Genomic DNA, 24281 nt, shown 5'->3' with positions numbered 1-24281 from the left:
CCCGATGCAGGCGCTTTGCGGCTTTGTCCCATTCCGTTAAACTTGCAGGGTAAATCTTTCCTCTAAAGGACATCCCTATGTATCAGGACATTATTCGCTCAGAACTTAATGAAGCAGCCGATACGCTTAATAAGTTCCTGAGTGACGAAGCGAACATTCACGCGATTCAGCGCGCGGCAGTCTTGCTGGCAGACAGCTTCAAAGCAGGGGGCAAAGTGCTTTCCTGTGGCAACGGTGGTTCTCACTGTGATGCGATGCACTTTGCTGAAGAGCTGACGGGGCGCTACCGTGAAAATCGTCCTGGCTACCCGGCGATTGCCATCTCTGATGTGAGCCACCTTTCCTGCGTCAGCAACGATTTTGGTTATGACCATGTATTCTCGCGCTATATCGAAGCCGTAGGCCGTGAAGGTGATGTGCTGCTGGGCCTGTCCACTTCAGGCAACTCGGCGAACATCATCAAAGCGGTCGAAGCGGCACGCGCCAAAGGGATGAAAGTGATTACCCTGACCGGTAAAGATGGCGGCAAAATGGCAGGCACAGCGGATATCGAAATTCGCGTACCGCATTTTGGCTACGCTGACCGCATTCAGGAGATTCACATTAAAGTGATTCATATCCTGATGCTGCTGATCGAAAAAGAGATGGTTAAGTAATGACGCGTCACTCCTGCTCACGCGGGAGTGCTGACTTAAGGCGGTTGCTATGTGCGAATTGCTCGGGATGAGCGCCAATGTCCCCACGGACATCTGTTTCAGTTTTACCGGTCTGGTGCAGCGTGGCGGCGGAACCGGGCCACATAAAGATGGCTGGGGCATCACTTTCTATGAAGGAAAAGGGTGCCGCACATTTAAAGATCCTCAGCCCAGCTTTAACTCACCGATCGCCCGCCTGGTGCAGGAATACCCGATCAAATCACATTCCGTGGTCGCTCATATCCGCCAGGCGAATCGTGGTGAAGTGTCGCTGGAAAACACCCATCCGTTTACCCGCGAGCTTTGGGGACGTAACTGGACCTACGCGCACAACGGGCAGTTGAAAGGTTACAAACAGCTGGAGACCGGGACTTTCCGGCCCGTTGGCGAAACGGACAGTGAGAAAGCGTTTTGCTGGATCCTGCATAAGCTGTCTGAGCGTTATCCGCGCACTCCGGGCAACTGGCCGGCGGTATTTCGCTACATTGCTGAGCTAGCGGCTGACATGCGCGAGAAGGGCGTGTTTAACATGCTGCTGTCGGACGGCCGTTATCTGATGGCGTTCTGCTCGACCAATCTGTATTGGATCACTCGGCGTGCGCCTTTTGGCAAAGCCAAGTTGCTCGATCAGGATGTAGAAATTGATTTTATGCAGCAAACAACGCCGAAGGACGTTGTGACAGTGATTGCGACACAGCCGCTGACAGGAAATGAAACCTGGCACCGGATAGTGCCAGGCGAGTGGGCATTATTTTGCCTGGGTGAGCGCCAGGAATGACTTCGAGGCAGCATCCGGTGTAGAAATCACCGGCGTGCTGTTCACCGCATATTGACCCGTCGTCGTCACGTTAACCGTTGGCGGTATGTGGTACTTCTCAAAGTACGCATAACCCGGCTGCAGTTCACGCCAGAAGTTGATGTACGTTGAGTAGCGATGACGCTGCATGTTGCTATCGGTCATATGGAACGGATAGATATTGATCTGTACATCCTGCTGACCGTTGCGCAGCGCAGCGTTGACGTAGGTAAAGATCTCATCCATTGATGCGTTGGTCATGGCGTAGCAGCCAATTGAGACGCAATCACCGTGAATCATCAAATAGTTACCGTCATAGCCTTTATCACGATCGTATTGATTCGGGAAGCCGGTATTAATCGCGCGGTAGAAACGGCTGTCCGGTTTTAACTGGTTCAGCTTAACGTTATAAAACCCTTCCGGACTTTTAAAATCGCCCTGACGACGCTTAGGCCCTAAACCGCCAGAGAAATTACAAATGCGATAGCTGTCCAGCAGACGATATTCATTACCGATTTTGCCGTACAGTTCCAGCGTACGCTCTTCCTTGAAGATCTGAATAAAAACAGGGGTGCCAAGTAATTGTTTCTTTAACTCTTTGCTCACCGGTGCCGACAGTTGCGTTGGCTCTGGCGAAATGGCCCAGCTAAGGACTGGCATAAGAATCATCGCAAGCCACAATGCGATTCTGCCCATTCTGTGTGTACCTTGAAGTGAAGAGAGACGATGACGCTGAGCGTCTTGGTATTGCATTATCGGAAATATCCGCTACCGCAGCGCAACATTAACATTGTCTGAGGTTTAATCAAGACAGTCTCCGTGAAAATGGTGCAATCCTAAAGGGATTACGACCAGAATTTTGTAAACTTTAATTCGTCGCTCAACAAATATTGCCGAAGTTTTTTACTGCTGTATACTTATCCAGTGTTCGGAGGGCGTATGCGCAAAATCATTCATGTCGATATGGACTGCTTTTTCGCGGCCGTTGAAATGCGCGACGATCCTTCATTAACGGATATTCCTATCGCCATTGGCGGCAGCCGGGTGCAGCGTGGCGTTATCAGCACCGCCAACTATCCCGCGCGCAAATATGGCGTGCGCAGCGCAATGCCGACGGCAATGGCGCTCAAGCTCTGCCCGCATCTGAAATTACTGCCTGGACGCTTCGAAGCCTACAAAGAGGCGTCACGCCAGATCCGCGATATTTTCGCACGCTACACCCCATTGATTGAGCCCTTATCACTGGATGAAGCGTATCTTGATGTCACCGATAGCGAGCATTGTCAGGGCTCAGCGACGCTAATGGCGCAGGCGATACGTGCCGATATCCTGCGCGAAACCGGTTTAACCGCCTCGGCGGGCATTGCGCCGATCAAATTCCTCGCCAAGATTGCCTCCGATTTGAATAAGCCCAACGGGCAATACGTCATTACACCGCAAGTGATGCCGGACTTTTTACTGACGCTGCCGTTGAGCAAAATTCCTGGCGTAGGAAAAGTGGCGACCAAAAAACTGGAAGAGATGGGACTACGCACCTGCGCCGATGTGCAGAGAGCCGATCTCGCCCTGCTGCTGAAGAGATTTGGTAAATTCGGCCGCGTGCTCTGGGAGCGCAGCAACGGCATTGATGAGCGCGATGTGGTGGTGGAGCGCGAACGCAAATCGCTCGGTGTCGAACGCACGCTGATGGAAGACATCCACAGCTGGGAGCAGTGTCTGGCCATCATTGATTATCTCTATGCTGAGCTGGAGCGACGCCTGACAAATATCCGGCCCGACAAGCAAATTGCGCGTCAGGGCGTGAAGCTCAAATTTAATGATTTCCAGCAGACCACGCAGGAGCATGTTTGGCCGGTGCTGAACAAGGATGACATGATCGCGGTGGCGCGGCAGGCATGGGATGAACGGCGTGCCGGACGCGGCGTGCGGTTAGTGGGATTGCATGTGACGCTGGTGGATCCGCAATTGGAGCGGCAGTTGGTGTTGGGTTGGTAAAAACGGCGATTTCATCAGCGTGATGCTGGTTAGCAGCGATAGGTCAGCCCGACCGCCGCACAGGCCATTTCTGATACCCATAAAAAAAGCTGCCATTTAAAATGGCAGCTCTCCTTGAGTATGGTCTTAGCTAACCAGCATGGCGGCTTAAGCGCCGCCATATTCGGCCGCTAAATCACTTCTTAGCGTACTTCGCTTCCAGTGTGGCAAACCACGGCGCAACAAAATCGTTGTTCACACCCCAGCCTGGAATGATCTTGTTCAGGGTTGCCACGTTAATCGCCCCTTGTTGGCTGTTCAGCAACTGCTGCGAAATGGAAGACGCCTTAAACTCGTAGCTTGCCGGAGTGGCTTCACCCGCGATTTTATTGGCCACTAAGCGCATATTGACCGCACCGATGGTTTTTGGATCGACCGCGACCGTCTGCACCCATGGACTGTTCTTCTCATGCATCAACTGCAAGTCCTGGTTGGATACGTCAATACTGTAGATTTTGATTTCAGTACGACCATTCTCCTGCAGCGCTTTGTAAGCACCCTGACTGAATGCGTCCCACGATGCCCAAATCGCATCTATTTTGCCTTTTGGATATTTTGCCAGGATCGCACCCACTTTGTTGGCGGTGTCGCCCTGTACATCGGTAGAAACTGCGCCAATGGATTCCAGCTGATGAATGCCTGGATTCTCTTTCAGTAGTTTCTCATACACCACCTGGCGACGTTCCTGTGGCGGGAAGCCTGCGACCCACAGTTTGATGATGTTGGCTTTACCATGGAAATCACTGATCAGCTGACCCAGTGACGCCTGCGCCAGTGAGGCATCATCTTGCGCAGTGACGGTCACGCCATTGATCGGCGTATTCACCGGGGTATCAAAGACGGACAGTTTGATCCCTGCATCGACAATGTGTTGCACCAGCGCGGTGGAGTAGGGTTCTTTGCCGTGAGAGAGAATGATGCCATCGTATTTCTGGCTGATCGCCTGATTAACGAAGTCCTGGAAACGCGCATCATCGCCATTACTCAGGAAAGTACTGACTTTAAAGCCCAGTTGACGACCTTGCTGAATGGCACCGGCAATAAACTGTGTGGTGTTATCGTCTGAGCCCAGGTTACGGATGATGGCGATACGAACCGGACCTTCGTGATTCGCAATCGCAGCAGGGACCGGGGTAACCGTATCGGCAAAGGCAGCGCTGGCGTTCAGCAGGCTTAATGCCAGCAGCGAAAGGGTAATTTTTTTCATTAGAATCTCTTTCTCAGTAAACGCGCCTTAGCGGCGCTGAATGTAGGTAATTGCCAGTGCCAGAGCCAGCACCAGGCCTTTGATAATGTCCATGGCGTAATAAGGCACGGACAACATCACCAGCCCGTTCTGCAACACACCAAGAATCACCGCGCCCACCAGCGTACCGAGCGCGTTAGGTTTGCCGGAACCGGCCAGCGAGAAGCCGATCCATGCCGCGGCAACGGCATCCATCAAATAACCGCTGCCGGCATTCACCTGGGAAGAACCAATACGTGATGCCAGCAAGATACCGCCCAGCCCAGCCAGCAGGGATGCGAGTACATAGGCCAGAACGCGATAGCGCGTGGTACGAATACCGGAAAGTCGTGCGGCTTCTGGATTGCCCCCCAGCGCGTACATGCGACGGCCATGTTTGGTTAACGACAGTGCCAATTGCGCCACAATCGTCACCACCAGCATGATGATGACAATGGTCGGCACCTGACCCAGCAGACCGAACGCTGCGGGGATGGTGCCTTCCGCCATATCGCCGCTTGGCATCACCATATTCTCGGTAATCGAACCGCCGAAGCTGTAAGTCATCGCCACGCCCTGAATCACAAACAGGGTTGCCAGCGTAGCCAGCATGTCGGGAATGCGCAGAATCACGATCAGGACGCTGTTGAGCAGCCCCACCAGGGTGCACAGCAGGAGCGTAATGATGATCGCTTCGGTGGTGCCAAAGCCGTGCCAGACAAACAGCGAAATCACCAGCGCATTGGCCAGTGAGGCCGTTGAGCCCACCGACAAATCGAAGCCGCCGATGGTCAGCGAAATCGACACGCCAATCGCAATCACCGTGACGATAGCAATCGAACGCAGGATGTTGATGATGTTGGTGGGCTCGAGGAAGCTGTCCGATGCCAGGCCAAACCCGGCGATCAGGATCACCACGGTCAGCAACATGCCCCATTTATAGAGAAAATCGAATAATTTATGACGCAGAGAAGGCTGCGGGTTCAGGGATAGTTCTTTGCTGCTCACGCAGGGGTTCCTCCGGTGGAATAAAGCAATAGCATCTCTTCAGTGGCCTCACGACCTTCCATCTCTGCCACAATGCGCCCATCCCAGAGCACACAAATACGATCACATAAGCCGACCAGTTCGGAAAACTCGCCCGAAGCGTAAATAATGCCTTTGCCTTCCCGCGCCAGGCCATCAATCAGGCTGAACAGGTCGGTCTTGGCTTTGATATCGACGCCTTTGGTCGGCTCATCAAAAATCAATACGTCGGCGTTGTTGCGTAGCCATTTCCCAATTGCCACTTTTTGCTGATTACCGCCCGATAAACGACGCAGAATCTGCGCCGGGCCAGTGGTGCGCACGTTGAGACGCTGAATCACCTCTTCAGCCCAGCGCCAGGCCTGGCGATGGCCGAACAAGCTCCAGCGGGAAAAACTGTTGTCGGCGCTGACGCTCAGGTTCATGCTCACCGGTTCATCGATGAAAATACCTTCCTTGCGACGCTCTTCCGGCACCAGCGCCATGCGGTTTTCCACCGAATCGTGCGGTGAACGCGGCCGCCACGGTTTGCCGTGCAGTTCGCCTTTTTCGACGCGGCTTTTGCTGGCGCCAAACAGCGCCTTACACAGCTCGGTTTTCCCCGCGCCCGCCAGGCCAGCGATGCCGAGAATTTCACCTTTGCGCAGATGCAGTGAAATATCTGCCAGCAACTGGTCATCGTGCAAACCCTTCACCGACAGCAGCAGCGGCTGTTCGCTACGTTCGCGTCGTGGTGGATAGACATCGGTCAACTGGTGCCCCAGCATCTTCTCAACGATCTGCTCCCCGCTCAGTGCCGCCATTGGGCAGCTCTCAATCAAGCGGCCATCACGCAGCACGGTTAAGCGATCGCAAATCGCTTTGAGTTCGTGGATGCGATGGGAGATAAACACCACGCCAATGCCGTTATTTTGTAAACGACGCACCACGGTAAACAGACGCTCGCTTTCATGCTGATCCAACGGCGCAGTCGGTTCATCCAGAATCAGAAAACGGCAATGGTGGGAGAGGGCGCGCGCCAGCAAGATTTGCTGCTTCTCAGCCAGCGAGCAGCGTTCCACCAGACGATTAACATCGATGTTCACTTCCAACTGATTGAGCAGGGCACGCGCCTGGCGACGGATTTCACGCCAGCTATAGACATGGCCGGGTTCTGCCAGCTGATCGAGCAGAATGTTTTCCGCCACGCTGAGCTGCGGCACCAGCGCCACATCCACTTCCTGCTGCACCAGATGAATACCGAGTTTTTTGGCATCGCGCGGTGAACGAATGGAGACCGGCACATCGTCTAGCAGGATCTCGCCACTGTAATCACGGTGCGCGCCTGATAGCACCGCCATCAATGTAGACTTTCCCGCGCCATTGGCCCCGGTCAACGCATGCACCGACCCGCCTTCGGTAAGGAAGTCGACCTGGGTCAGCGCGGCAAAACCGCCAAAAGCGATGGAGATATTACGCATCTCCAGGCGGTTAATCGCACTCATGGGGTCAGGCCTTTCATTAAAAGAGTGGGTGGCATTTTTTCTGAACCGATAACGCTGGGCAACAAATGAAAGCGCATAAGCTAGCACGAAATCTTATTAGCCATCCAGACATCTGGGCGTAACGGCGTCTAAAACTGGTGAGGGAGTGTGGAGTGATAGAATGCCGGGGTGATAAGCAGGATTTATAGTGAAATATGCTGCACTTTGCAGTCGGTTTGAAAAGGGGATCCGGCAAATATTGCGACTTTATTAGCAAGAGGATCCTTAACTTCAGGATGGCAGGCATAAAAAAACCAGGCCTTAGCCTGGTTCCTTGAGCATCGCAAAGACTTACGCTTTCTCTGGCACCACGTTTAGCAGCGCAGTCAGCAGTTTCCAGTACAGACCGACGCTCTCAATGTGCACCTGCTCATCTGGTGAGTGTGGACCGGTAATGGTTGGCCCAATCGACACCATATCCATGTTCGGATACGGCTTCTTGAACAGACCACACTCCAGACCCGCGTGAATCACCTGAATGTTTGGCGTTTTGCCAAACAGCGCTTCGTAGGTTTTACGCGTCAGCGCCATCACTGGCGAATCGGCATCAGGCTGCCAGCCAGGATAACCGCCTTTCGGTGCAGTTTTCGCGCCAGCCAACTGACCCAGTGAAGTCAGGGTTTCAACCACCCAATCTTTGCCGGTGTCGATCAGTGAACGAATCAGGCAGATGATTTCGGCATTGTCCTGATCCATGGTCACCACGCCGACGTTCAGCGAGGTTTCCACCACGCCTTTGGCCACGTCAGAGTTGCGGATCACGCCGTTCGGGGTGCTGTTCAGCAGGTTGATGAAGCGATCGCGGCTGTCGGTGGTCAGCGCCTGGCCTTGATGTGCCAGCGGCTCGGTGGTTAACGCAATATTCTTCTCTTTAATGCCCAGCTCGTTCAGCAGCGTAGCCTGGAAATGAGCCGCAGCCGATTTCAGTGCATCCACTTTATGGCTGTCGATCGCCAGCGTGGCAAAAGCTTCACGTGGAATCGCATTACGCAGCGTGCCGCCAGTGAACTCAATCAGACGCACATCCAGTTCCTGTGCGTAGACCGCAAAGAAACGCGCCAGCAGCTTGTTGGCGTTGCCCAGACCATGATGAATATCGGCACCGGAGTGGCCGCCTTTGAGGCCTTTCAGCGTGAGCTTCAGGGTTTCAAAGCCCGCTGGTACGGCTTCACGGTTTAATGGCAGGGTGGTGATGAAATCAATACCGCCTGCGCAACCCATGTAGATCTCACCCTCTTCTTCGGAGTCGGTGTTGATCAGGATATCGGCCTGCAGCCAGTTTGGCTGGAGACCAAATGCGCCATCCATGCCCGATTCTTCAGTCATGGTCAGCAGCACTTCCAGTGGGCCGTGTGTCAGGCTGTTATCAGCCAGCACCGCCAGCGCAGAAGCCATGCCAATACCGTTGTCAGCGCCCAACGTGGTGCCACGTGCTTTAACCCACTCGCCATCAACGTAAGGTTGAATCGGATCTTTAGTGAAGTCGTGCACCGTATCGTTGTTCTTCTGCGGCACCATATCGAGGTGCGCCTGAAGTGCGACAGGGGTACGTTTCTCCATGCCCGCAGTGGCTGGTTTACGAATCAGGATATTGCCGACCTGATCGCGCTCAACCCAAAAGCCTTGCTCTTTGGCCCAGCTCACCACGTGTTCGGCCAGCGCTTCTTCATGGTAAGAAGGGTGCGGAATGGAGCAGATTTTAGCGAAAATATCCCACAGCGGTTGGGGGGAAAGTTGCGACAATTCAGACACAATGCATCTCCTGTGTCAGCGCGGCGGACATACCGCTCGCACGCCGGGTTCCAGTGAAAGATCGCCGTCAGCACATCTGACGTGATGTGGCTGAGAATATCACTGTTTTTCACCGGGTGCGTACTCAGGCGCGCTAAAATCCTGCATCCAATGCGACAGATGCTGGTTTTTAACGCGTCAGATCCTTATAATCTCGCGCAACCTTTTCCCCCTTGCCTATTTTTAAACCAACATTGTTGGTCGGGATTTCTTTTATGAGCGAAAAATACGTCGTCACCTGGGACATGTTGCAGATCCATGCCCGTAAACTGGCCCAACGCCTGCTTCCTGTGGAACAGTGGAAAGGTATCATTGCGGTAAGCCGCGGTGGTCTGGTTCCGGCATCGCTGCTGGCGCGTGAATTGGGTATTCGCTATGTCGATACCGTCTGCATCTCAAGCTATGACCACGATCATCAGCGCGAAATGAAAGTGCTGAAGCGTGCGGAAGGCGACGGTGAAGGTTTCATCGTGATTGATGACCTGGTGGATACCGGTGGTACCGCACAAGCGATCCGCGATATGTATCCAAAAGCGCGTTTCTGCACCATCTTCGCTAAGCCAGCTGGCCGTGCGCTGGTGGACGACTACATTGTCGATATTCCGCAGAACACCTGGATCGAACAGCCATGGGACATGGGCGTGGTTTATATCCCGCCAATCGTCAAAAGCTGATTGATGCAACGCAAACAACGCCCGGTTATGCCGGGCGTTGTGCATTCTACGCCTCGCACCCAACATGTGGGTGCAGTACACTCTTAGGCATCTATGCGACTATCGCGGGAGAACGTCTAAGATGTCGGATAAAAACCTCAGCGAAGAGCTTTTTAAGCCCCGCTTTAAACACCCGGAAACCTCCTCTCTGGTGCATCGCCAGCATCACCATCCGGTACAGGTGCACAACACCCTGGAAGGGGATACCCAACCTTGCTGGTATCGCATGCTCAACAAACTGCTGTGGACCTGGCGCGGCCTGTCTCCGCAGGAGATCAGCGAAGTGCTGGCGCGTATCGCCATCAGTGAATACGAGCATACTGATGACACCCAACTCGATACGGTGATTGGCTATCGCGGGGGTAACTGGAACTATGAGTGGTCGAAGCAGGCCGCCTTGTGGCAACAGAGGGCGATGCAGAATGAAGATCACGAAGAAGCCGGGCATCAATGGATGCGGGCATCGAACCTCTACAGTATTGCTGCCTATCCGTATATAAAAGGCGATGATTTGGCCGATCAGGCTCAGGTACTGGCGAATCGGGCGTATGAAGAAGCGACGCAGCGATTACCCGGTGAGCTGAAAGCGCTGACTTTTCAAATCAGCGGTGGCAGCCCGGTCACCGGTTTCCTGCATATGCCTGCCGGGGCCAAAGCCCCATACCCGACCGTGCTGCTGTGCGGTGGCCTGGATTCGCTGCAAAGCGATCATTATCGCCTGTTCCACGATTATCTGGCGCCGCGTGGTATCGCCATGTTGACGCTGGATATGCCTTCAGTGGGCTTTAGCAGCAAATGGACGTTGAATCAGGACACCAGCCAGCTTCACCAGCAGGTTTTGCGTGAGCTGAGTAATGTGCCGTGGATTGATCACACGCGCGTTGCGCTGTTTGGCTATCGCTTTGGCGCCAATGTCGCCACGCGACTGGCTTATCTGGAAGTGCCGCGCCTGCGTGCGGTCGCGACACTGGGCGCGATGGTGCATAACGTGTTTGTCGATGAGCAACGCCAGCAACAACTGCCAGACATGTACATGGATATGCTGGCCAGTCGTCTGGGAATGCCTTCCGCGTCTGACAGCAACCTGCGCATTGAGCTTAATCGCTATTCATTGAAAGTGCAGGGCCTGCTGGGGCGTCGCACGCCGACGCCGATGCTGGCAGCTTACTGGCCGGGCGATTTGTTCAGCCCAGAAGAGGAGGCACAATTGATTGCCAACTCTTCCGCACAGGGCAAAGTATTGGCGATACCCGCCACGCCGGTGTTCTCCAGTTTTGAGAAAGCGTTAAATCAAATCTGTGACTGGTTAGCAAAACAATTGGGTGTATGACTGGCAAAAATTCGACGCTCTGCTACTACTTATATCCGGGATATTTTGCGTTGCGCGCGTGATTCGCGTAACGAGAAACAATTTTACGGTTATTTGAGGGAGAATTAGCATGACGTTACCGAGTGGTCATCCCCGTAGTCGCCTGCTGAAGCGCTTCACCGAATTGGGGCCGTACATCCGTGAAGGAAAATGTGAAGAGCAGCGTTTCTTCTTTGATTGCCTGGCGGCGTGTGTCAACGTTAAACCCGCACCCGAACTCCGTGAGTTTTGGGGCTGGTGGATGACGCTGGAAGCGCACGAAGACCATTTCACCTATGAATACCACTTTGGTTTGTTTGATAAAGACGGTGACTGGGGTGTGGCGACGATCAAAGGCAAAGAGAACAACGAGAAAGTGGAGAGTACCTTGCGTAATTTCCACGAGCGTTTGAAAGCCGTGCTGCATGACCTCAAGCTGGATCTCAAACCGGCATCGGGATTTAAAGAGGAGCCGGTGAAGCTCAGCGCTTAACCCTGCATTCCCAGAGCGTGGCTTTTAAGCCAGTCTGGTAGAGATAAAGAAGAAAGAGCCGGTGATGAGCCGGCTCTTTTTTTATAGACACATTGAGGGTAAATCAGACGACTTAGAACTGGTAAGTCAGACCAACAGCAACCACGTCGTCGGTGTTCAGGCCGAGTGGGTTGTCGTCGTTCAGCTGGTTGATTTTGTAGTCAACCATGGCAGACATGTTTTTGTTGAAGTAGTAAGTCATTGCTACGTCAACATATTTAACGATATCAGCATCGCCGATACCTTCGATGTCTTTACCCTTGCTCTGTACATAGCCCAGGGATGGACGCAGACCGAAGTCGAACTGGTACTGTGCAACCACTTCGAAGTTCTGTGCTTTGTTGGCCACACCACCCGTGATTGGGGTCATGTTGCGGTTTTCAGAGTAGGTGGTCGCCAGGTAGATGCTGTTAGCATCGTATTTGATACCTGCAGCCCATGCTTCTGCTTTGTCACCGCTGCCCAGACGACCCGTAGAGGACTGAGTATTGGTACGATCCGCAGAAGACAATGCACCCATCAGGCTGATGCCGGTATCAGCAATGGTGTAACCCAGTGATGCACCGTAACCGTCGCCATTCTGCTTAGAAGCATCTGAGCGGCTGTTAGCGCTGGTCGCATCGTTTTTGCCCTGGTATTGCAGCGCGAAGCGCAGGCCATCAACCAGACCAAAGAAGTTATTATTGCGGTAAGTTGCCACGCCAGAGGTACGGCCCAGCATATAAGTATCGGTGTAATCGCTGTCGCCGCCGAATTCTGGCAGAACGTCAGTCCAGCCCATTACGTCGTATACAACACCGTAGTTACGGCCATAGTCGATTGAGCCATATTGACCGAATTTGATACCGGCAAAGCCCAGACGGGTTTTGTTACCACTGTTAGCATCGCTGCCTTCAGTGCGGTTACCCTGGAATTGATATTCCCACTGACCGTAGCCGGTCATCAGGTCGTTGATCTGAGTCTGACCTTTGAAGCCCAGACGGATGTAAGTTTTGTCACCGTCTGAACCGTCGTTGTCACTGAAGTAGTGCATCGCTTTAACGCGACCATACAGATCCAGTTTGTTGCCGTCTTTGTTATAAACTTCTGCGGCTTGGGCGGTGGAAGCCAGTGCCAGCGCTGATACGACTAATGCCAGTGTGCTCTTCTTCATTTGCTATCAATCCCAATGAGTAAAATTTGTTGTACCCTTGAAAGGGTTTGTAAAACAGGGGACTTTTTACCGACTGGTGATGAAAGTTTTATGACAGTTTTTCTGATTTCTTGTTAATCGCGAACTTTTGGTCTACCGCATTGTCAGGGGTTTTTTGTGCTTTTCCCCTTGCTGTTATTGGCTTCCTTGCTGACTCCTGATAAAACGTCCCTTCGCAGAATTTTTTTCTTATATGGCAGGAAAAACATGAGTGGCAGTCAGACCCTTGTGGTCAAGTTGGGTACCAGCGTCCTCACCGGCGGTTCACGTCGGCTGAATCGTGCGCACATGGTGGAGTTGGTTCGTCAGTGTGCACAACTGCATGCGGCGGGTCATCGTATCGTTATCGTCACTTCCGGCGCGATTGCCGCTGGACGCGAACACCTGGGTTACCCCGAACTGCCGCCTACCATCGCCTCAAAGCAGCTGCTGGCTGCGGTGGGGCAGAGCCGTCTGATTCAGCTGTGGGAGCAACTGTTCTCGATTTACGGCATTCATATCGGGCAGATGTTGCTGACCCGTGCGGATATGGAAGATCGTGAACGCTTCCTCTACGCACGTGACATGCTGCGTGCGCTGCTCGACAACCATATCGTGCCGGTGATTAACGAGAACGATGCTGTTGCTACCGCTGAAATTAAAGTGGGCGATAACGATAACCTGTCTGCGCTGGCGGCGATGCTCGGCGGTGCGGATAAACTGCTGCTGCTGACCGATCAACAAGGCCTGTTCACCGCCGATCCGCGCACCAATCCCGAAGCCGAGTTGATCAGCGATGTGCACCAGATTGATGACGCATTGCGCACGTTAGCCGGAGGCAGTGTTTCTGGCCTCGGCACCGGCGGCATGGCGACTAAACTGCAGGCGGCTGATGTGGCCTGCCGCGCCGGTATCGACGTGATCATCGCGGCAGGTAGCCGCCCGGATGTGATCAGCGATGTACTGTATGGCAAGCCGGTCGGCACCCGCTTCCACGCACAGCAATCACCGCTGGAAAACCGCAAGCGCTGGATCTTCGGTGCCCCACCTGCGGGTGAAATCACCATTGATGATGGTGCACTGGCTGCGGTATTAGAGCGCGGCAGTTCACTGCTGCCGAAAGGCGTACGTGAAGTGCAGGGCAACTTCTCTCGGGGTGAAGTGATCCGCATTCGCAACCTGCAAGGTCGTGATATTGCCCATGGCGTGACGCGCTACAACAGCGATGCGATGCGCATGATTGCCGGTCATCACAGTCAGGAAATTGGCGATATCCTCGGTTACGAATATGGCCCGGTTGCGGTGCATCGTGACGACATGATCGTCAGTTAAGGAGCAGATGATGTTAGAAGAAATGGGTAAAGCGGCGCGTGCAGCCTCGTACAAACTGGCAGAACTCTCCACCGAACAAAAAAATCAGGTGCTACTGACGATTGCCGATCGTCTGGAAGCGGAAAGCGCCGACATTCTGGCGGCGAACGAGCAGGATTTGGCCGATGCGCGACAGAATGGCATGAGCGCGGCATTGCTGGATCGCCTGACGCTCAATCCGCAGCGTCTGAAAGGTATCGCTGACGATGTGCGTCAGGTGTGCCGTTTGGCCGATCCGGTCGGACAGCTGATCGATGGCGGCGTGCTGGACAGCGGTTTACGTATTGAACGTCGCCGCGTGCCATTGGGCGTGATTGGGGTGATTTATGAAGCGCGTCCTAACGTCACCGTGGATGTGGCTTCGCTGTGCCTGAAAACCGGCAATGCGGCGATTCTGCGCGGCGGTAAAGAGACCTATCGCACCAACGCGGCCACCGTTCGCGTGATCCAAAACGCGCTGAGCGAGCATGGCCTGCCCAAAGGGGCTGTGCAGGCGATTGAAAACCCGGATCGCGAGTTCGTTAACCAACTGCTGAAACTCGATCGCTATGTCGATATGTTGATTCCACGTGGCGGCGCAGGGTTGCACAAGCTGTGTCGTGAAAACTCGACTATTCCGGTGATCACTGGCGGTATTGGCGTGTGTCATCTCTATCTCGATGAAACCATGGATATTGAGCCCGCGCTGGAGGTAATTGTTAATGCGAAAAAACAGCGTCCGAGTGCCTGTAATTCATTGGAAACCTTGCTGATTCACCGCGATCAGGCTGAACGCTTTATTCCTGCATTTTTACAGCGGATGGCGCAGGAAAATATCCCGCTGCACGGCGATGCAAATGTCCTGCCGCTGCTGCAAAACGGTCCGGCCAGCGTCGTGGCAGTGCAAGCCGAACAGTATGATGATGAGTGGTTATCCAACGATCTCAACGTCAAGCTGGTGGCGGATCTCGACGATGCGGTTGCCCATATTCGCGAGCACGGTACCCAACACTCGGATGGCATCCTGACGCGCAGCATTGGCAATGCCAATCGCTTTGTGAATCAGGTTGATTCCTCCGCCGTCTATGTGAATGCCAGCACGCGCTTCACCGATGGGGGGCAGTTCGGTCTGGGCGCGGAAGTGGCGGTCAGTACGCAGAAGCTGCATGCGCGTGGTCCAATGGGGCTGGAAGCACTCACCACTTATAAGTGGATTGGCTGGGGCGACGATACGCTGCGCGGCTAATTTTCACTTCTGCAACACAATGGGCACCGCAAGGGTGCCCATTTTTTTTGCTTCCGATCCAATTATTCCCAGAGCTTTTTGATTTATTTCTGTCATCTATGGCGCCGCCGCGCCTTTTCGCCCATTTTTGGCTTAAACAGCTGGTATCAGCGTCACAGAACAATCCTGAAAACCCCTGTCAGAACAAGCTGTCGGGCATTCATTACTGGTTTCCACCTCGCCGAAGGGGATAATGATCATCCAGCTTCATTGATAAAAGCTGTTGGGTAGTAAACTGACGGTAATATAAAATGAACTGGTAGCAAAAATGAAAATAACATTCAGTCTTTAACTGATGGCAGATTATTAACTGATGGTTAAAAAAGAGAGTAACAGACAAGCTTTTACTGCCAGGCTGATTGCCGCGTGTGACAGCGCGGGAATTGTCGGACATGGACGGAACAAACAGGTTGCACAGGCACTGCAGGAAAGGGGATGCAGGATCTCAACACCGGGGGTCTGGAAATGGTTCAACGCGCAATCGATTCCAGATGACAGCAATTTACTGGCGCTCAGCCAGTTACTGGACGTGCGCGTAGAATGGCTGCAGTTTGGCATGGAAAAACCCGCAGCCACGATCGGCCAGCAGACGTTAATGGACCCACAACATCTGTTCCGCGTTGAAAGTCTGGATATTGGGCAGCGTAGCGCTCAGGGCATTGCTGCGCGTGATGATCTGGTCGAAACCATTCAGGCGATCGAGTATGGGCTGGATGAGGCGCGCGTGCTGTTTAGCGGTCGTCCGGCAGAGAACATCCGACTCATCGCGCTGAACAATGATTCCATGGCCGGCACCTTTGCGCCACGCGATCAGCTGTTTGTGGATATCAGCGTGCACCGTTTTGACGGCGACGGGATTTACCTGTTCACGCTGGACGATCAACTTTATCTCAAACGTCTGCAGCTGCAGCACAGAAAGGTCGCGGTGATCTCTGACAACAAGCGCTATGAGACCTGGTACCTGACATTGGATGAGGCGGCCTCATTGCAGGTGGTGGCGCGTGTCATCATGAGCCAGGCCCGGGATTACCAGATTTTAGGTTGATCACAAAACGCGTTGAACGGGGAAAAAATATTCTGGCTGAAATCATAAATTTAACTGATGGTAAATAAAAAATTAACTGTCGGTGTTTGCCAATGCATTAGAACCTGTTAATAATTTGACCATGGAAGGACGACATCACTGCTCCCGGATGAGCCCGCTCTTAAACAATTGAGGCGCTGCACAAGCGCGATACCCACCACCCAAAGTCAGTGAATTTTGGGATGGGGTGGATGCGCATTATGCAGCGTCGTCAGCTCTCTTCTGACTTCACTCTCCTCTGCTTATCCCTGGCCGCGAACGCAGCCGGGCGGGTCGATGTCGAGTGCTTGCAGTGGAATAACGGACGCTTCGGCTTCAGCCGACACGCCGCGCCTGCCACCCCATCGCCAAAGACTCATTCACAGGAGGAGTTATGGCGATTATCCAGTATGGCAAGTCAGTCTTCACCGGTAACGCGCGCACCCGTCGTCACCGACGCCGCCAGTCACTTAGCCGCCTGAAGCGCAGTATCGACTGCGCTTTAGGCCTTGAGCCCGATAACCCAACCCTGCGTAGCGCAGAACGCATCTGCCAGCGCCAGACGCAATCGCGAGTCGACTGTGCGGTAATGGCCCCCACACGATGTCAGGCCGAAAGCGCCAGCTTCGACAACTGTTGTCTGCCCCACGTCCATTTGTACGCCGTGCGCTAAATATTTGTCGTATTTCCCAGCTTTAAGCGGAACGTTTCGTTATTGCTCACTGTTTAGCCTCGCTTGAGCGTAGCGCGGATGACGCGCGGCATATCAACAGGGAATAGATCAGTGAGATTTATGTTTTGGAGTCTTTGCGCAGTCATTTTTACATCGTTGCGCCCGTCAAAGAGGAATTGCTATGAGCCAGATTATTGCCATTTTGAATTTTGAAGAGGGCTACCGCGAGGCGCCCTACCTTGATACGCAAGGGTTTCCTACCGTGGCCGGCGGAATCCGCATCGGACCAAAAGGAGCCTCACTCAGCAACTACATCTTCCAGGTCCCGCGACGAGTGGGGGATGTGTGGAAGCAGTGCATTGTGGAAAACAAAGTGCTGGAGATGAACCAGCGTGCTCTGGTACAGCAAGCGCTAAGCAAGTGCAGTGAGGCGCGCTGTGATGTGCTGATCAGCATGGCATATCAATTGGGCGTCGATGGATTATCTCTGTTTCGCGGCATGCTGAGCGCCATCACGCAGGGGGACTTTAACGGCGCCGCCAATGCCATGCTCGACAGCTTGTGGGCACGGCAAACGCCCGGGCGCGCACGGCGTCACGCAGAGGTAATGCGGAGCGGCAGCTACGACATTTATCGGGGGCTGTTATGAACATGAGATGGACGGTGTTTGTCATCGCGGTGCTGACAGCAGTGATTGTGCTGTTGTTGCTCCAGCGTTTTACCACGCTGGAGTTCGTCAAGCACGCACGATTATTGTTCAAAACCTGGTCAGTGTGGCTGGCTTCATTGGGTTCGATGCTCAGCGCCTGGGCGCAATCCTTCCCCTCATCCGCGCTGGATGCCTGGAATGCATTGCCTCAGGACATCAAAGACATTCTTCCCCACAACTACCTCGGGTTGATTGGTGCCTTCATGGTGGCGATGGGGGTTCTGGCGCAGTTTGTCCGGCAGAAAAACCTGATTGAACAGCGCAAGACGCTGGAGGAGAAACCATGACGCTTATCACTTCACTGCTTGGCGGCAGCTGGCACTGGCTGGCTGCGCTGGCGGGTATTGTTGCGGCACTGATTGCCAGCTACTTCGGTGGCAGAAAGATTGGCAAGGTGCAGCAACAAGCCAAATCAGAGGTGGAATCCGCGAACAAAGCGGCCGTGCAGGCTGTCGCGGTTAACCAGCAGCAACAACAGTTGCGCGAGGAGGCTAAACGTGTGGAAGCCAGCAATCTTAACCTTGATGACGCTGCTGCTCGCGACAAGCTGCAGCACTCGAAATACAACCAGCCCTAAATCTCCCGTCGTTATCGACTCTGCTTGCACGCTTTTTTCCCCGATTTACACCCACGGCCATGACGCCGAGCGCATGGATGTACGCACCGTGCGCGCCATCAACAACCACAACGATCTCTGGGATCAGCACTGCGGCCAATTGGCGCAGTAACGCCGTTCCCACACTTGCATTGCAAACCTGAAAAGGCCGAGGAGGCTATGATGATCGAAGTTAATTCATTCGCAGAACTGCGCACCACCACGCCGACTAAAAATGGCGATCTGGCGTTTTTGCGCCGCTACAACGCGGACTCCACCTTCCATGGAGGCGGTGACTTCACCGGTTTTATTGGCACCACCACCGCGACAGACGATGGCGGTACCTTAGCTATCGGTAATGGCTTCTACTGGAAACGCGTGATTAACGATCCTTCTGACGTGAACGTCTATCACTTTGGTGCCAAAGGAGACGGTTATGCCAATGACACGGACGCGGTTAATCGCATGCTAACCTGGACACAGAATTACAGCGGTAATATTAAGGACCTGCCGATTCGTTTTCCCGGCGGGAAGTTTTTGATCAGTCCAATTGATATCAGCGGCACCGATAACGCCTTCTTTGGCTTGCAGGGTGATGATGTTGAGCTGGGTTCACTGCCGCGTACCACGATTATCTCGGATAAGAGTACCAACCCGGTATTCAAGGTGAAGGCGCGCCGCACCTCGATTCGCGGCATTGCCTGGAATGGTCAGGCCTCGGCCGATATCACCACCAACAAAGGCACCATCACTGCCGATATGTGCAGCAACGTCCAGCCGTTCTTCGAAAATACCTGTATCGAAGGCACCACGGTAAACATCTACTGTTTCCGCGCACAGAATAACGGCGGCACGGTGATTAAAGTGCTGGATACGCTGGACTCCAAATTTGACCAGATTTACACCCTCTACACTTATGCGCGCGTCTTCGATGTGGGCTGGTCAAATTCACCCAACGGTGCATGGGATCACTCAACCGCGATTGAGATTTGTAACTGTAACTTCCAGACGGGTTATGGTGACGCCACGTTGTATATGCCGCGCTGTACACAGGGGATTTTGCGCAATGTGTGGATCGAGCACACGCGCAATCCAGGAGACTTGTCGGATGGTGGCTGGACCATTGATACGCTCAATATTGAGGATTGCAGTAACCCTTTCAATCTCAATAATGCACGCGTGCTGATGCGTCAAATCAACCTGCAATCTGGCGCGAAAGTGTCGAATGATCTGGTTGCCGGCAGATGGCTCTCCACTTTTGAATATGGCTATCGCCGCGACGAGAGTTACGGCAGTTTCCTGACCGGATCGCTACGTGCCGGCTATTATAGCGGCTACAAGATCACCAATAACACTTCAACTGACAACTGGTATCGCCTGGGGCAGTTGTTCTTCCCCAATGCGAACCAGCAGTGGGTGATGGAGTTTATTGGCAAAGCCGATGCCACCCAGCCCACCGGCACCGCCGGTACCCCGGTTAACGTGGCCAGTAGCGGCAAAACCTGGATCAATTTGCAACGGCTGGATACGGTGTGGGCAGATGCCTTTCATATGGGGCAGCCCGCCATCCTGGATATGCGTTACGGACGTGTCGGCACCACTTATGCCGTGGTGTGGGTGAAGCTGAAAGCCAACAGTGGCGACACGATGCTGAACCTGAAAAATACCGGCCCGACGCGATTCGATAGCGGTTCCTGCTCGCTGTTCCAGTCTGATCTGTCGGTCGTTACCGATACCACCACCATGGGCACATTGAAGCCAGCCGCACGCTTTGGCATGCACAATGGGCTGGCGGGGATTGGTGCTAATGAGAAGGGCGTGCTGACGGTAGCTACTGCTGCCGGAACGCCAACCAATGCGACTACGCCGACGGGCTTTGTATTGGTCAATATCAACGGAGTTGACCGTAAAATGCCTTACTACGACTGAGATCAATCTATCTGGCGAGGCTGCGGCCTCGCCTTTTTTTTGGCCAAAATAAAGGCTGTGCATCTCAGTTGCGTTGTCTTTTTAATAAAAACCCCGAGCCTGTCAGCCGCACAGGATAGCGATTTGCTCATATGGAAGGTGTTAACTCTCTTTTTATTTTCGTTAATGCGCACAAAAAACGTGAATTTGACAGGTGTGTGGTTTTTAGTACGGAGCAAGGTAATGGATGGCTCAATTTATCAGGTCCGTTCTTATCTCAAGATTCATTACAGTTTAATTTACTCAGTTAATTAGCAGGTTAACTTATAGAACAAGGTGTTAGCGAAGTATGGCCTTGTAAGTCCATTTCTATCTTATTATTCCTAACAGTATTTGACTGCCGCCTTAATCAGTTTTCTGAAAACCGATTCATCCGCGCTAATCTTTTCCCTTCTACGATATCTCATTTCCAGCTAAGTAAATTCCGTATTGGCCTCCAGGCCATTGACCTCATCGCCTTGTCTGGTGAGAATGCGATTAAAAGTTTGAATCAGATCGCAAAATTAGGGCCCTGAGCCCATTGCAACACGGCTGCGAGAGTCATGTTGAATTAACGCCACTTGCCATTATCGAACGGCGAAAGACGCATCGAGATAATAAAATGGCAGGGCATACAGCAAAATCGTTAATGTCGTCACGTTCGTTGAGAGGGCCGTCTTTAGATGCACCTTTTCAATCCCGGTCGGCATTTCTTGTGGTGCAAAAAAATTCAGTAGGCTGCACCCGTTTTAATCATATTGAATGGCATGTTGATAATTGGCGTTTCTCATTGATGTCACGGTGATTGCACTAAGCGTCATCTTGTCTTCAAAATAAGATTTCATATAACTGCATGATATTTAACTGAACTCGTCTGAGTGCAGTGCGGTTTCTTTGCGCCAAAAATAGCCCGTAGCAGGTAGTCAGTACACTGGTAGCTGTAAGCCAGGGGCGGTAGCCTGCGCTTTTCGTTAAATGAATGAATAATAAAATTGCACGATTTAGTTAGCGATAATCTTATTTAGCCCACCGTTTTATGAGCGTTTAAAGGCCGGTAATTCCTGCCTGAGGAAACTCCTAAATAAATCAAAGTTAATGTTAAGCCGGACGAAAGGGACGTGAAGTTTGGCTTAGCCATGAATCTCACTGAGGTTGATCTGTGAAAGATAAATTAAAAAATTCGATGTGGATGATTGCTGAAAAACTCATCGCGGTGTTTGGTCTGATTTTCGTGACGTCCTATGTCGCGAAATATGTTGGACCGACCACCTTCGGCATTATCTCACTCTCCATGCTGGTGTTTCAGTTTATTCAGTCGATTGCCGTTATGGGCAGCGATGTGATTTTGCTGAAGCGTATTTCGCAAAATCGTCATTCAGGTATTCGCCTGATGATGGCGACTTTTCTGCTGGTGATGCTGATCTACTGCGGTTTAGCGCTCAGCGGCATGGTGATCATGGGAGAGGCGTGGAGCCGTGAAGCGCTGGTATTTATCTGCGCAGCGGCGATTGCCTGTCTGTTCTCGTCGATTGATCTGGTCAATATCTACAACGAGGCCATGCTCAACGCCCGACTCAATGTGATCGCCAACGTGATTGGCCTCGCAATCAGTCTGTCAGTGCGCTTCATTATTTCATATCTGCAACTGGATCCTCAGTTTCTGGCGATCCCCATTGTGCTGGCCACATTGCTGCCGTTCAGCATCAAGCTGGCGATCTTCTGGCGCTATCATCGCCAGGGGCCGATCCCGGCGCTGCGCCACATCAAAAAGTATTCGCGCTACATGGTGGCTTCCGGCATTTCGCTGGTGTTCTCGGTGATCGCCATCGCGATTTATACCCGCGTCAACCAACTCAGCGTTTCGTATTTCCTTGGCGTAAAAGAGGCGGGGATATTTGCTGTCGCCATGACGCTGGCAACCTCATGGGTGTTTTTACCCAATGCCTTGTTGGCCTCATTTTTTCCGGCGTTCTTTGCCGAGCGTGATGATGAGCAGTCAATTATCAAAGCGCAAAAACTGCATCTGCTGGTGCTGGGAGTATCTGCCATCGTAATCATGGCGATATGGCAACTCTCGGGCTGGTTTATCCGTGATTTTTACGGCGAGGCGTATCTCGATGCCATCGCGCCGACGATGTTGCTCAGTGTGGGTGCGATGTGCGGTGTGCTCAGCAGCTTAATGGACCGTTTTATTATTAAGTACAACGGTTATCGCTTTTTAGTGAAAAAGACCTTTGCGGTATTAATTATCTGCCTGGCATCGTCCATTTTATTGGTGCCACTTTTGGGTTTAACCGGCGCTGCCCTCAGCGTGGTATTAACCGAATTCCTCTCTTTCTCGCTGCTTAATTATTTCTTCACTGCGCAACCGGTGATGCGTATTCATCAGATTTTTTTCAACCCCAGGAAACTATGGCAGTTATTTGTCAATTACAAAACCTCAGACAGTAAAGAGAGTTTATCATGAATGAAAAACCACTTTTCAGTATTATTATTCCCGTCTATAACTCACAAAAAACCATCAAGCGGACATTGCTGAGTGTACTTAATCAGACATTCAGCAATTATGAAATTGTGGTGGTCAATGATGGTAGCACTGATTCAACCCTAAACGTACTGGAGGAGTTTTCACGTTATTCTCAGGTCACGGTGATCAACCAAAGGAACGCCGGTGTCAGCGCGGCTCGCAATAGCGGGTTGCAGCAGGTCAGTGGGGAATATGTTCTATTCCTCGATGCAGATGATTGGGTGGATGATGATTTCCTGATGATCTTCAAACAGAATCTGGAGGCATGGCCAACGGAGTCGATAGATCTGATGGTAGGCAACCTCAACGACGGTCGCGTGGGCAAGGTCTCTCGGGCTGGCTTCTTCAGCAATGAGGATATTCCTTATGTGCTCGGTGAGCTGGAGATGAGCGATAACATCGGTTATTTGCATAACAAGTGTTATCGCCGCCAGATACTGAGTGAGCTGAATCTGCGCTTTATCGAGGGGATCTCAATGAGTGAGGACCTGTTATTTAACCTCAAATTCTTCAGCTGTATTAGCAATTTTCTGGTCACTCAGGGAACGCCCTACCATTATGAAGATGTTGCCGGTTCATTATCCAAGCAAAAGGTTCATTACAGCGAGCTTAAAGTCAGGAAACAGTTTCTGACCACACTGTATGATTCTATCGTTGAGAAATATCAGGGAAGCAATCTCGATTACCTGTTAAAAGGCATTTCAAAACGCGTGCTGGCGTTAGACATGCAAATTGTCACAGCGATGTATCATTCGTCGTTTTCACCTGCGGATATTGCGCAGGAAATTAATGAAATAAAGCGGGGGAAATACTCGAAAGGGATTTTCATTCTGCTGAATAAAAATGAAAAACTGAAGTACATGATTATGAATTTGAATACTATCACAGCGTACTATTTCCTTTATGCACTCTACAGAATGCGCGCATTCTGATTTGAAATTCCCCCGGGATTATTCTCTGTCATTGTCTGCTGCGGATATTCCTCAGAATACCGAGTGGAACGATGGCTTCGCCAGAGAGCAGTTGCCGGGGGAGTTTCACCTTTCTCTACTGCAGTCCCTGTGGCAACGGTTCGCCGTTGCCACATTTTCCCTGCCAGCACGACCCGCCTTTCACTCCTCGCTGTCTCGCGCATGATTCTCCTGCTAATACCCTGGGCAGTCTGCCATTCGAGCCCGACAAATCCTTGCACTCCAGCATGCTCTCAGGTCAAATAGCGCCCCATGCAAACGTTTGCGTGCGTAAGTCATGCAATTTTGTTGGTTTAATGACCGATTT

General features: G+C 52.4%; 22 protein-coding genes. 16 read left to right on the top strand and 6 right to left on the bottom strand.

The genetic code is table 11. The annotated features are described in order from the left end of the window. Positions 1-77 precede the first annotated feature (77 nt). Both lpcA and ACCW76_RS13400 read left to right on the top strand, forming a co-directional pair. On the top strand, positions 78-656 hold the full coding sequence (gene lpcA, locus ACCW76_RS13405) for a D-sedoheptulose 7-phosphate isomerase (protein ID WP_034825351.1): 579 nt from the start codon (positions 78-80) through the stop codon (positions 654-656). Positions 657-705: 49 nt separating this feature from the next. Beyond that, positions 706-1473: a class II glutamine amidotransferase gene (locus ACCW76_RS13400; protein ID WP_038648781.1), complete on the top strand. Its 768-nt coding sequence runs from the start codon at positions 706-708 to the stop codon at positions 1471-1473. Here ACCW76_RS13400 and dpaA read toward each other — a convergent pair. Next, the gene (dpaA, locus tag ACCW76_RS13395; protein WP_058961547.1) at positions 1444-2187 is read right to left on the bottom strand and encodes a peptidoglycan meso-diaminopimelic acid protein amidase; all 744 of its coding nucleotides are present in this window, start codon (positions 2185-2187) and stop codon (positions 1444-1446) included. The genes ACCW76_RS13400 and dpaA overlap by 30 nt on opposite strands. 243 nt (positions 2188-2430) lie before the next feature. Between dpaA and dinB the strand changes: the two genes are divergently transcribed. After that, positions 2431-3486, top strand: coding sequence for a DNA polymerase IV (dinB, locus tag ACCW76_RS13390; RefSeq protein ID WP_436338755.1), 1056 nt, complete (start codon positions 2431-2433; stop codon positions 3484-3486). A gap of 175 nt (positions 3487-3661) precedes the next feature. Here the strand turns inward: dinB and ACCW76_RS13385 are convergent, their stop codons facing one another. From ACCW76_RS13385 to pepD, 4 genes are all read right to left on the bottom strand, one after another. Next, the gene (locus ACCW76_RS13385; protein ID WP_436338754.1) at positions 3662-4732 is read right to left on the bottom strand and encodes a sugar ABC transporter substrate-binding protein; all 1071 of its coding nucleotides are present in this window, start codon (positions 4730-4732) and stop codon (positions 3662-3664) included. Between the two features lie 27 nt (positions 4733-4759). Then, on the bottom strand, positions 4760-5758 hold the full coding sequence (locus ACCW76_RS13380; protein WP_436338753.1) for an ABC transporter permease: 999 nt from the start codon (positions 5756-5758) through the stop codon (positions 4760-4762). Beyond that, positions 5755-7260 (bottom strand): sugar ABC transporter ATP-binding protein, encoded by a 1506-nt coding sequence (locus tag ACCW76_RS13375; protein WP_436338752.1) that lies wholly within the window; start codon positions 7258-7260, stop codon positions 5755-5757. Before ACCW76_RS13375 ends, ACCW76_RS13380 begins: the two co-directional genes overlap by 4 nt. Positions 7261-7590: 330 nt before the next feature. Continuing rightward, entirely contained in the window at positions 7591-9051 is a 1461-nt protein-coding gene (pepD, locus tag ACCW76_RS13370; protein WP_045813724.1) for a beta-Ala-His dipeptidase, read from the bottom strand. Between the two features lie 254 nt (positions 9052-9305). On the opposite strand from pepD, the gene gpt reads away from it, so the two are divergent. The 3 genes from gpt (at position 9306) to crl (ending at position 11644) form a co-directional block, all read left to right on the top strand. Continuing rightward, on the top strand, positions 9306-9764 hold the full coding sequence (gpt, locus tag ACCW76_RS13365) for a xanthine phosphoribosyltransferase (protein WP_007887137.1): 459 nt from the start codon (positions 9306-9308) through the stop codon (positions 9762-9764). A 121-nt stretch (positions 9765-9885) separates the two neighbouring features. Beyond that, complete coding sequence (gene frsA, locus ACCW76_RS13360) at positions 9886-11133, top strand: esterase FrsA (protein ID WP_038648760.1); 1248 nt, start codon at positions 9886-9888, stop codon at positions 11131-11133. Between the two features lie 109 nt (positions 11134-11242). Further along, positions 11243-11644 carry a sigma factor-binding protein Crl gene (crl, locus tag ACCW76_RS13355; protein WP_038648758.1) on the top strand — a complete coding sequence of 134 codons (402 nt, stop codon included), beginning with the start codon at positions 11243-11245 and terminating at the stop codon, positions 11642-11644. A 112-nt stretch (positions 11645-11756) separates the two neighbouring features. Here crl and ompC read toward each other — a convergent pair whose 3' ends face one another. Then, positions 11757-12836 (bottom strand): porin OmpC, encoded by a 1080-nt coding sequence (gene ompC / locus ACCW76_RS13350; protein ID WP_436338751.1) that lies wholly within the window; start codon positions 12834-12836, stop codon positions 11757-11759. Between the two features lie 246 nt (positions 12837-13082). Here ompC and proB point away from each other — a divergent pair, with 246 nt between their 5' ends. The 10 genes from proB to ACCW76_RS13300 all read left to right on the top strand — a co-directional run bounded on the left by proB (position 13083) and on the right by ACCW76_RS13300 (position 23935). Continuing rightward, on the top strand, positions 13083-14186 hold the full coding sequence (proB, locus tag ACCW76_RS13345) for a glutamate 5-kinase (protein WP_038648752.1): 1104 nt from the start codon (positions 13083-13085) through the stop codon (positions 14184-14186). Between the two features lie 10 nt (positions 14187-14196). Next, positions 14197-15450 carry a glutamate-5-semialdehyde dehydrogenase gene (proA, locus tag ACCW76_RS13340; protein WP_436338774.1) on the top strand — a complete coding sequence of 418 codons (1254 nt, stop codon included), beginning with the start codon at positions 14197-14199 and terminating at the stop codon, positions 15448-15450. 352 nt (positions 15451-15802) lie between these two features. Further along, positions 15803-16534: a S24 family peptidase gene (locus ACCW76_RS13335; RefSeq protein WP_038648747.1), complete on the top strand. Its 732-nt coding sequence runs from the start codon at positions 15803-15805 to the stop codon at positions 16532-16534. Positions 16535-16946: 412 nt separating this feature from the next. After that, positions 16947-17225, top strand: a complete 279-nt coding sequence (locus tag ACCW76_RS13330) for a hypothetical protein (protein WP_436338750.1) — start codon at positions 16947-16949, stop codon at positions 17223-17225. A 181-nt stretch (positions 17226-17406) separates the two neighbouring features. After that, positions 17407-17874, top strand: coding sequence for a glycoside hydrolase family protein (locus tag ACCW76_RS13325; protein ID WP_034825324.1), 468 nt, complete (start codon positions 17407-17409; stop codon positions 17872-17874). 2 nt (positions 17875-17876) lie between these two features. Next, complete coding sequence (locus ACCW76_RS13320; protein ID WP_197079554.1) at positions 17877-18221, top strand: hypothetical protein; 345 nt, start codon at positions 17877-17879, stop codon at positions 18219-18221. Further along, a complete protein-coding gene (locus tag ACCW76_RS13315) occupies positions 18218-18511 on the top strand; it encodes a hypothetical protein (RefSeq protein ID WP_038648740.1) in 294 nt (97 codons plus the stop codon). The genes ACCW76_RS13320 and ACCW76_RS13315 overlap by 4 nt, the downstream gene beginning before the upstream one ends. Positions 18512-18712: 201 nt before the next feature. Then, positions 18713-20458, top strand: a complete 1746-nt coding sequence (locus ACCW76_RS13310; RefSeq protein WP_436338773.1) for an amylovoran biosynthesis protein AmsF — start codon at positions 18713-18715, stop codon at positions 20456-20458. 1177 nt (positions 20459-21635) lie between these two features. Beyond that, positions 21636-22943: an oligosaccharide flippase family protein gene (locus ACCW76_RS13305; protein ID WP_436338749.1), complete on the top strand. Its 1308-nt coding sequence runs from the start codon at positions 21636-21638 to the stop codon at positions 22941-22943. After that, positions 22940-23935 carry a glycosyltransferase family 2 protein gene (locus ACCW76_RS13300; protein ID WP_436338748.1) on the top strand — a complete coding sequence of 332 codons (996 nt, stop codon included), beginning with the start codon at positions 22940-22942 and terminating at the stop codon, positions 23933-23935. The genes ACCW76_RS13305 and ACCW76_RS13300 overlap by 4 nt, the downstream gene beginning before the upstream one ends. Positions 23936-24281: the final 346 nt, after the last annotated feature.

Origin of the sequence: Pantoea sp. C8B4, assembly GCF_051336905.1 — a bacterium.
In the GTDB taxonomy this organism is placed as follows: Bacteria; Pseudomonadota; Gammaproteobacteria; order Enterobacterales; family Enterobacteriaceae; genus Pantoea; species Pantoea rwandensis_B.
This window is presented reverse-complemented; position numbering and strand designations above follow the sequence as displayed.

Excerpts from the sequence above, each read along its gene's own strand:
- lpcA (WP_034825351.1), top strand. The coding sequence starts at position 78 with ATGTATCAGGACATTATTCGCTCAGAACTTAATGAAGCAGCCGATACG.
- ACCW76_RS13400 (WP_038648781.1), top strand. The coding sequence starts at position 706 with ATGTGCGAATTGCTCGGGATGAGCGCCAATGTCCCCACGGACATCTGT.
- dpaA (WP_058961547.1), bottom strand. The coding sequence starts at position 2,187 with ATGGGCAGAATCGCATTGTGGCTTGCGATGATTCTTATGCCAGTCCTT.
- dinB (WP_436338755.1), top strand. The coding sequence starts at position 2,431 with ATGCGCAAAATCATTCATGTCGATATGGACTGCTTTTTCGCGGCCGTT.
- ACCW76_RS13385 (WP_436338754.1), bottom strand. The coding sequence starts at position 4,732 with ATGAAAAAAATTACCCTTTCGCTGCTGGCATTAAGCCTGCTGAACGCC.
- ACCW76_RS13375 (WP_436338752.1), bottom strand. The coding sequence starts at position 7,260 with ATGAGTGCGATTAACCGCCTGGAGATGCGTAATATCTCCATCGCTTTT.
- gpt (WP_007887137.1), top strand. The coding sequence starts at position 9,306 with ATGAGCGAAAAATACGTCGTCACCTGGGACATGTTGCAGATCCATGCC.
- frsA (WP_038648760.1), top strand. The coding sequence starts at position 9,886 with ATGTCGGATAAAAACCTCAGCGAAGAGCTTTTTAAGCCCCGCTTTAAA.
- crl (WP_038648758.1), top strand. The coding sequence starts at position 11,243 with ATGACGTTACCGAGTGGTCATCCCCGTAGTCGCCTGCTGAAGCGCTTC.
- ompC (WP_436338751.1), bottom strand. The coding sequence starts at position 12,836 with ATGAAGAAGAGCACACTGGCATTAGTCGTATCAGCGCTGGCACTGGCT.
- proB (WP_038648752.1), top strand. The coding sequence starts at position 13,083 with ATGAGTGGCAGTCAGACCCTTGTGGTCAAGTTGGGTACCAGCGTCCTC.
- proA (WP_436338774.1), top strand. The coding sequence starts at position 14,197 with ATGTTAGAAGAAATGGGTAAAGCGGCGCGTGCAGCCTCGTACAAACTG.
- ACCW76_RS13335 (WP_038648747.1), top strand. The coding sequence starts at position 15,803 with ATGGTTAAAAAAGAGAGTAACAGACAAGCTTTTACTGCCAGGCTGATT.
- ACCW76_RS13330 (WP_436338750.1), top strand. The coding sequence starts at position 16,947 with ATGGCGATTATCCAGTATGGCAAGTCAGTCTTCACCGGTAACGCGCGC.
- ACCW76_RS13325 (WP_034825324.1), top strand. The coding sequence starts at position 17,407 with ATGAGCCAGATTATTGCCATTTTGAATTTTGAAGAGGGCTACCGCGAG.
- ACCW76_RS13320 (WP_197079554.1), top strand. The coding sequence starts at position 17,877 with ATGAGATGGACGGTGTTTGTCATCGCGGTGCTGACAGCAGTGATTGTG.
- ACCW76_RS13315 (WP_038648740.1), top strand. The coding sequence starts at position 18,218 with ATGACGCTTATCACTTCACTGCTTGGCGGCAGCTGGCACTGGCTGGCT.
- ACCW76_RS13310 (WP_436338773.1), top strand. The coding sequence starts at position 18,713 with ATGATCGAAGTTAATTCATTCGCAGAACTGCGCACCACCACGCCGACT.
- ACCW76_RS13300 (WP_436338748.1), top strand. The coding sequence starts at position 22,940 with ATGAATGAAAAACCACTTTTCAGTATTATTATTCCCGTCTATAACTCA.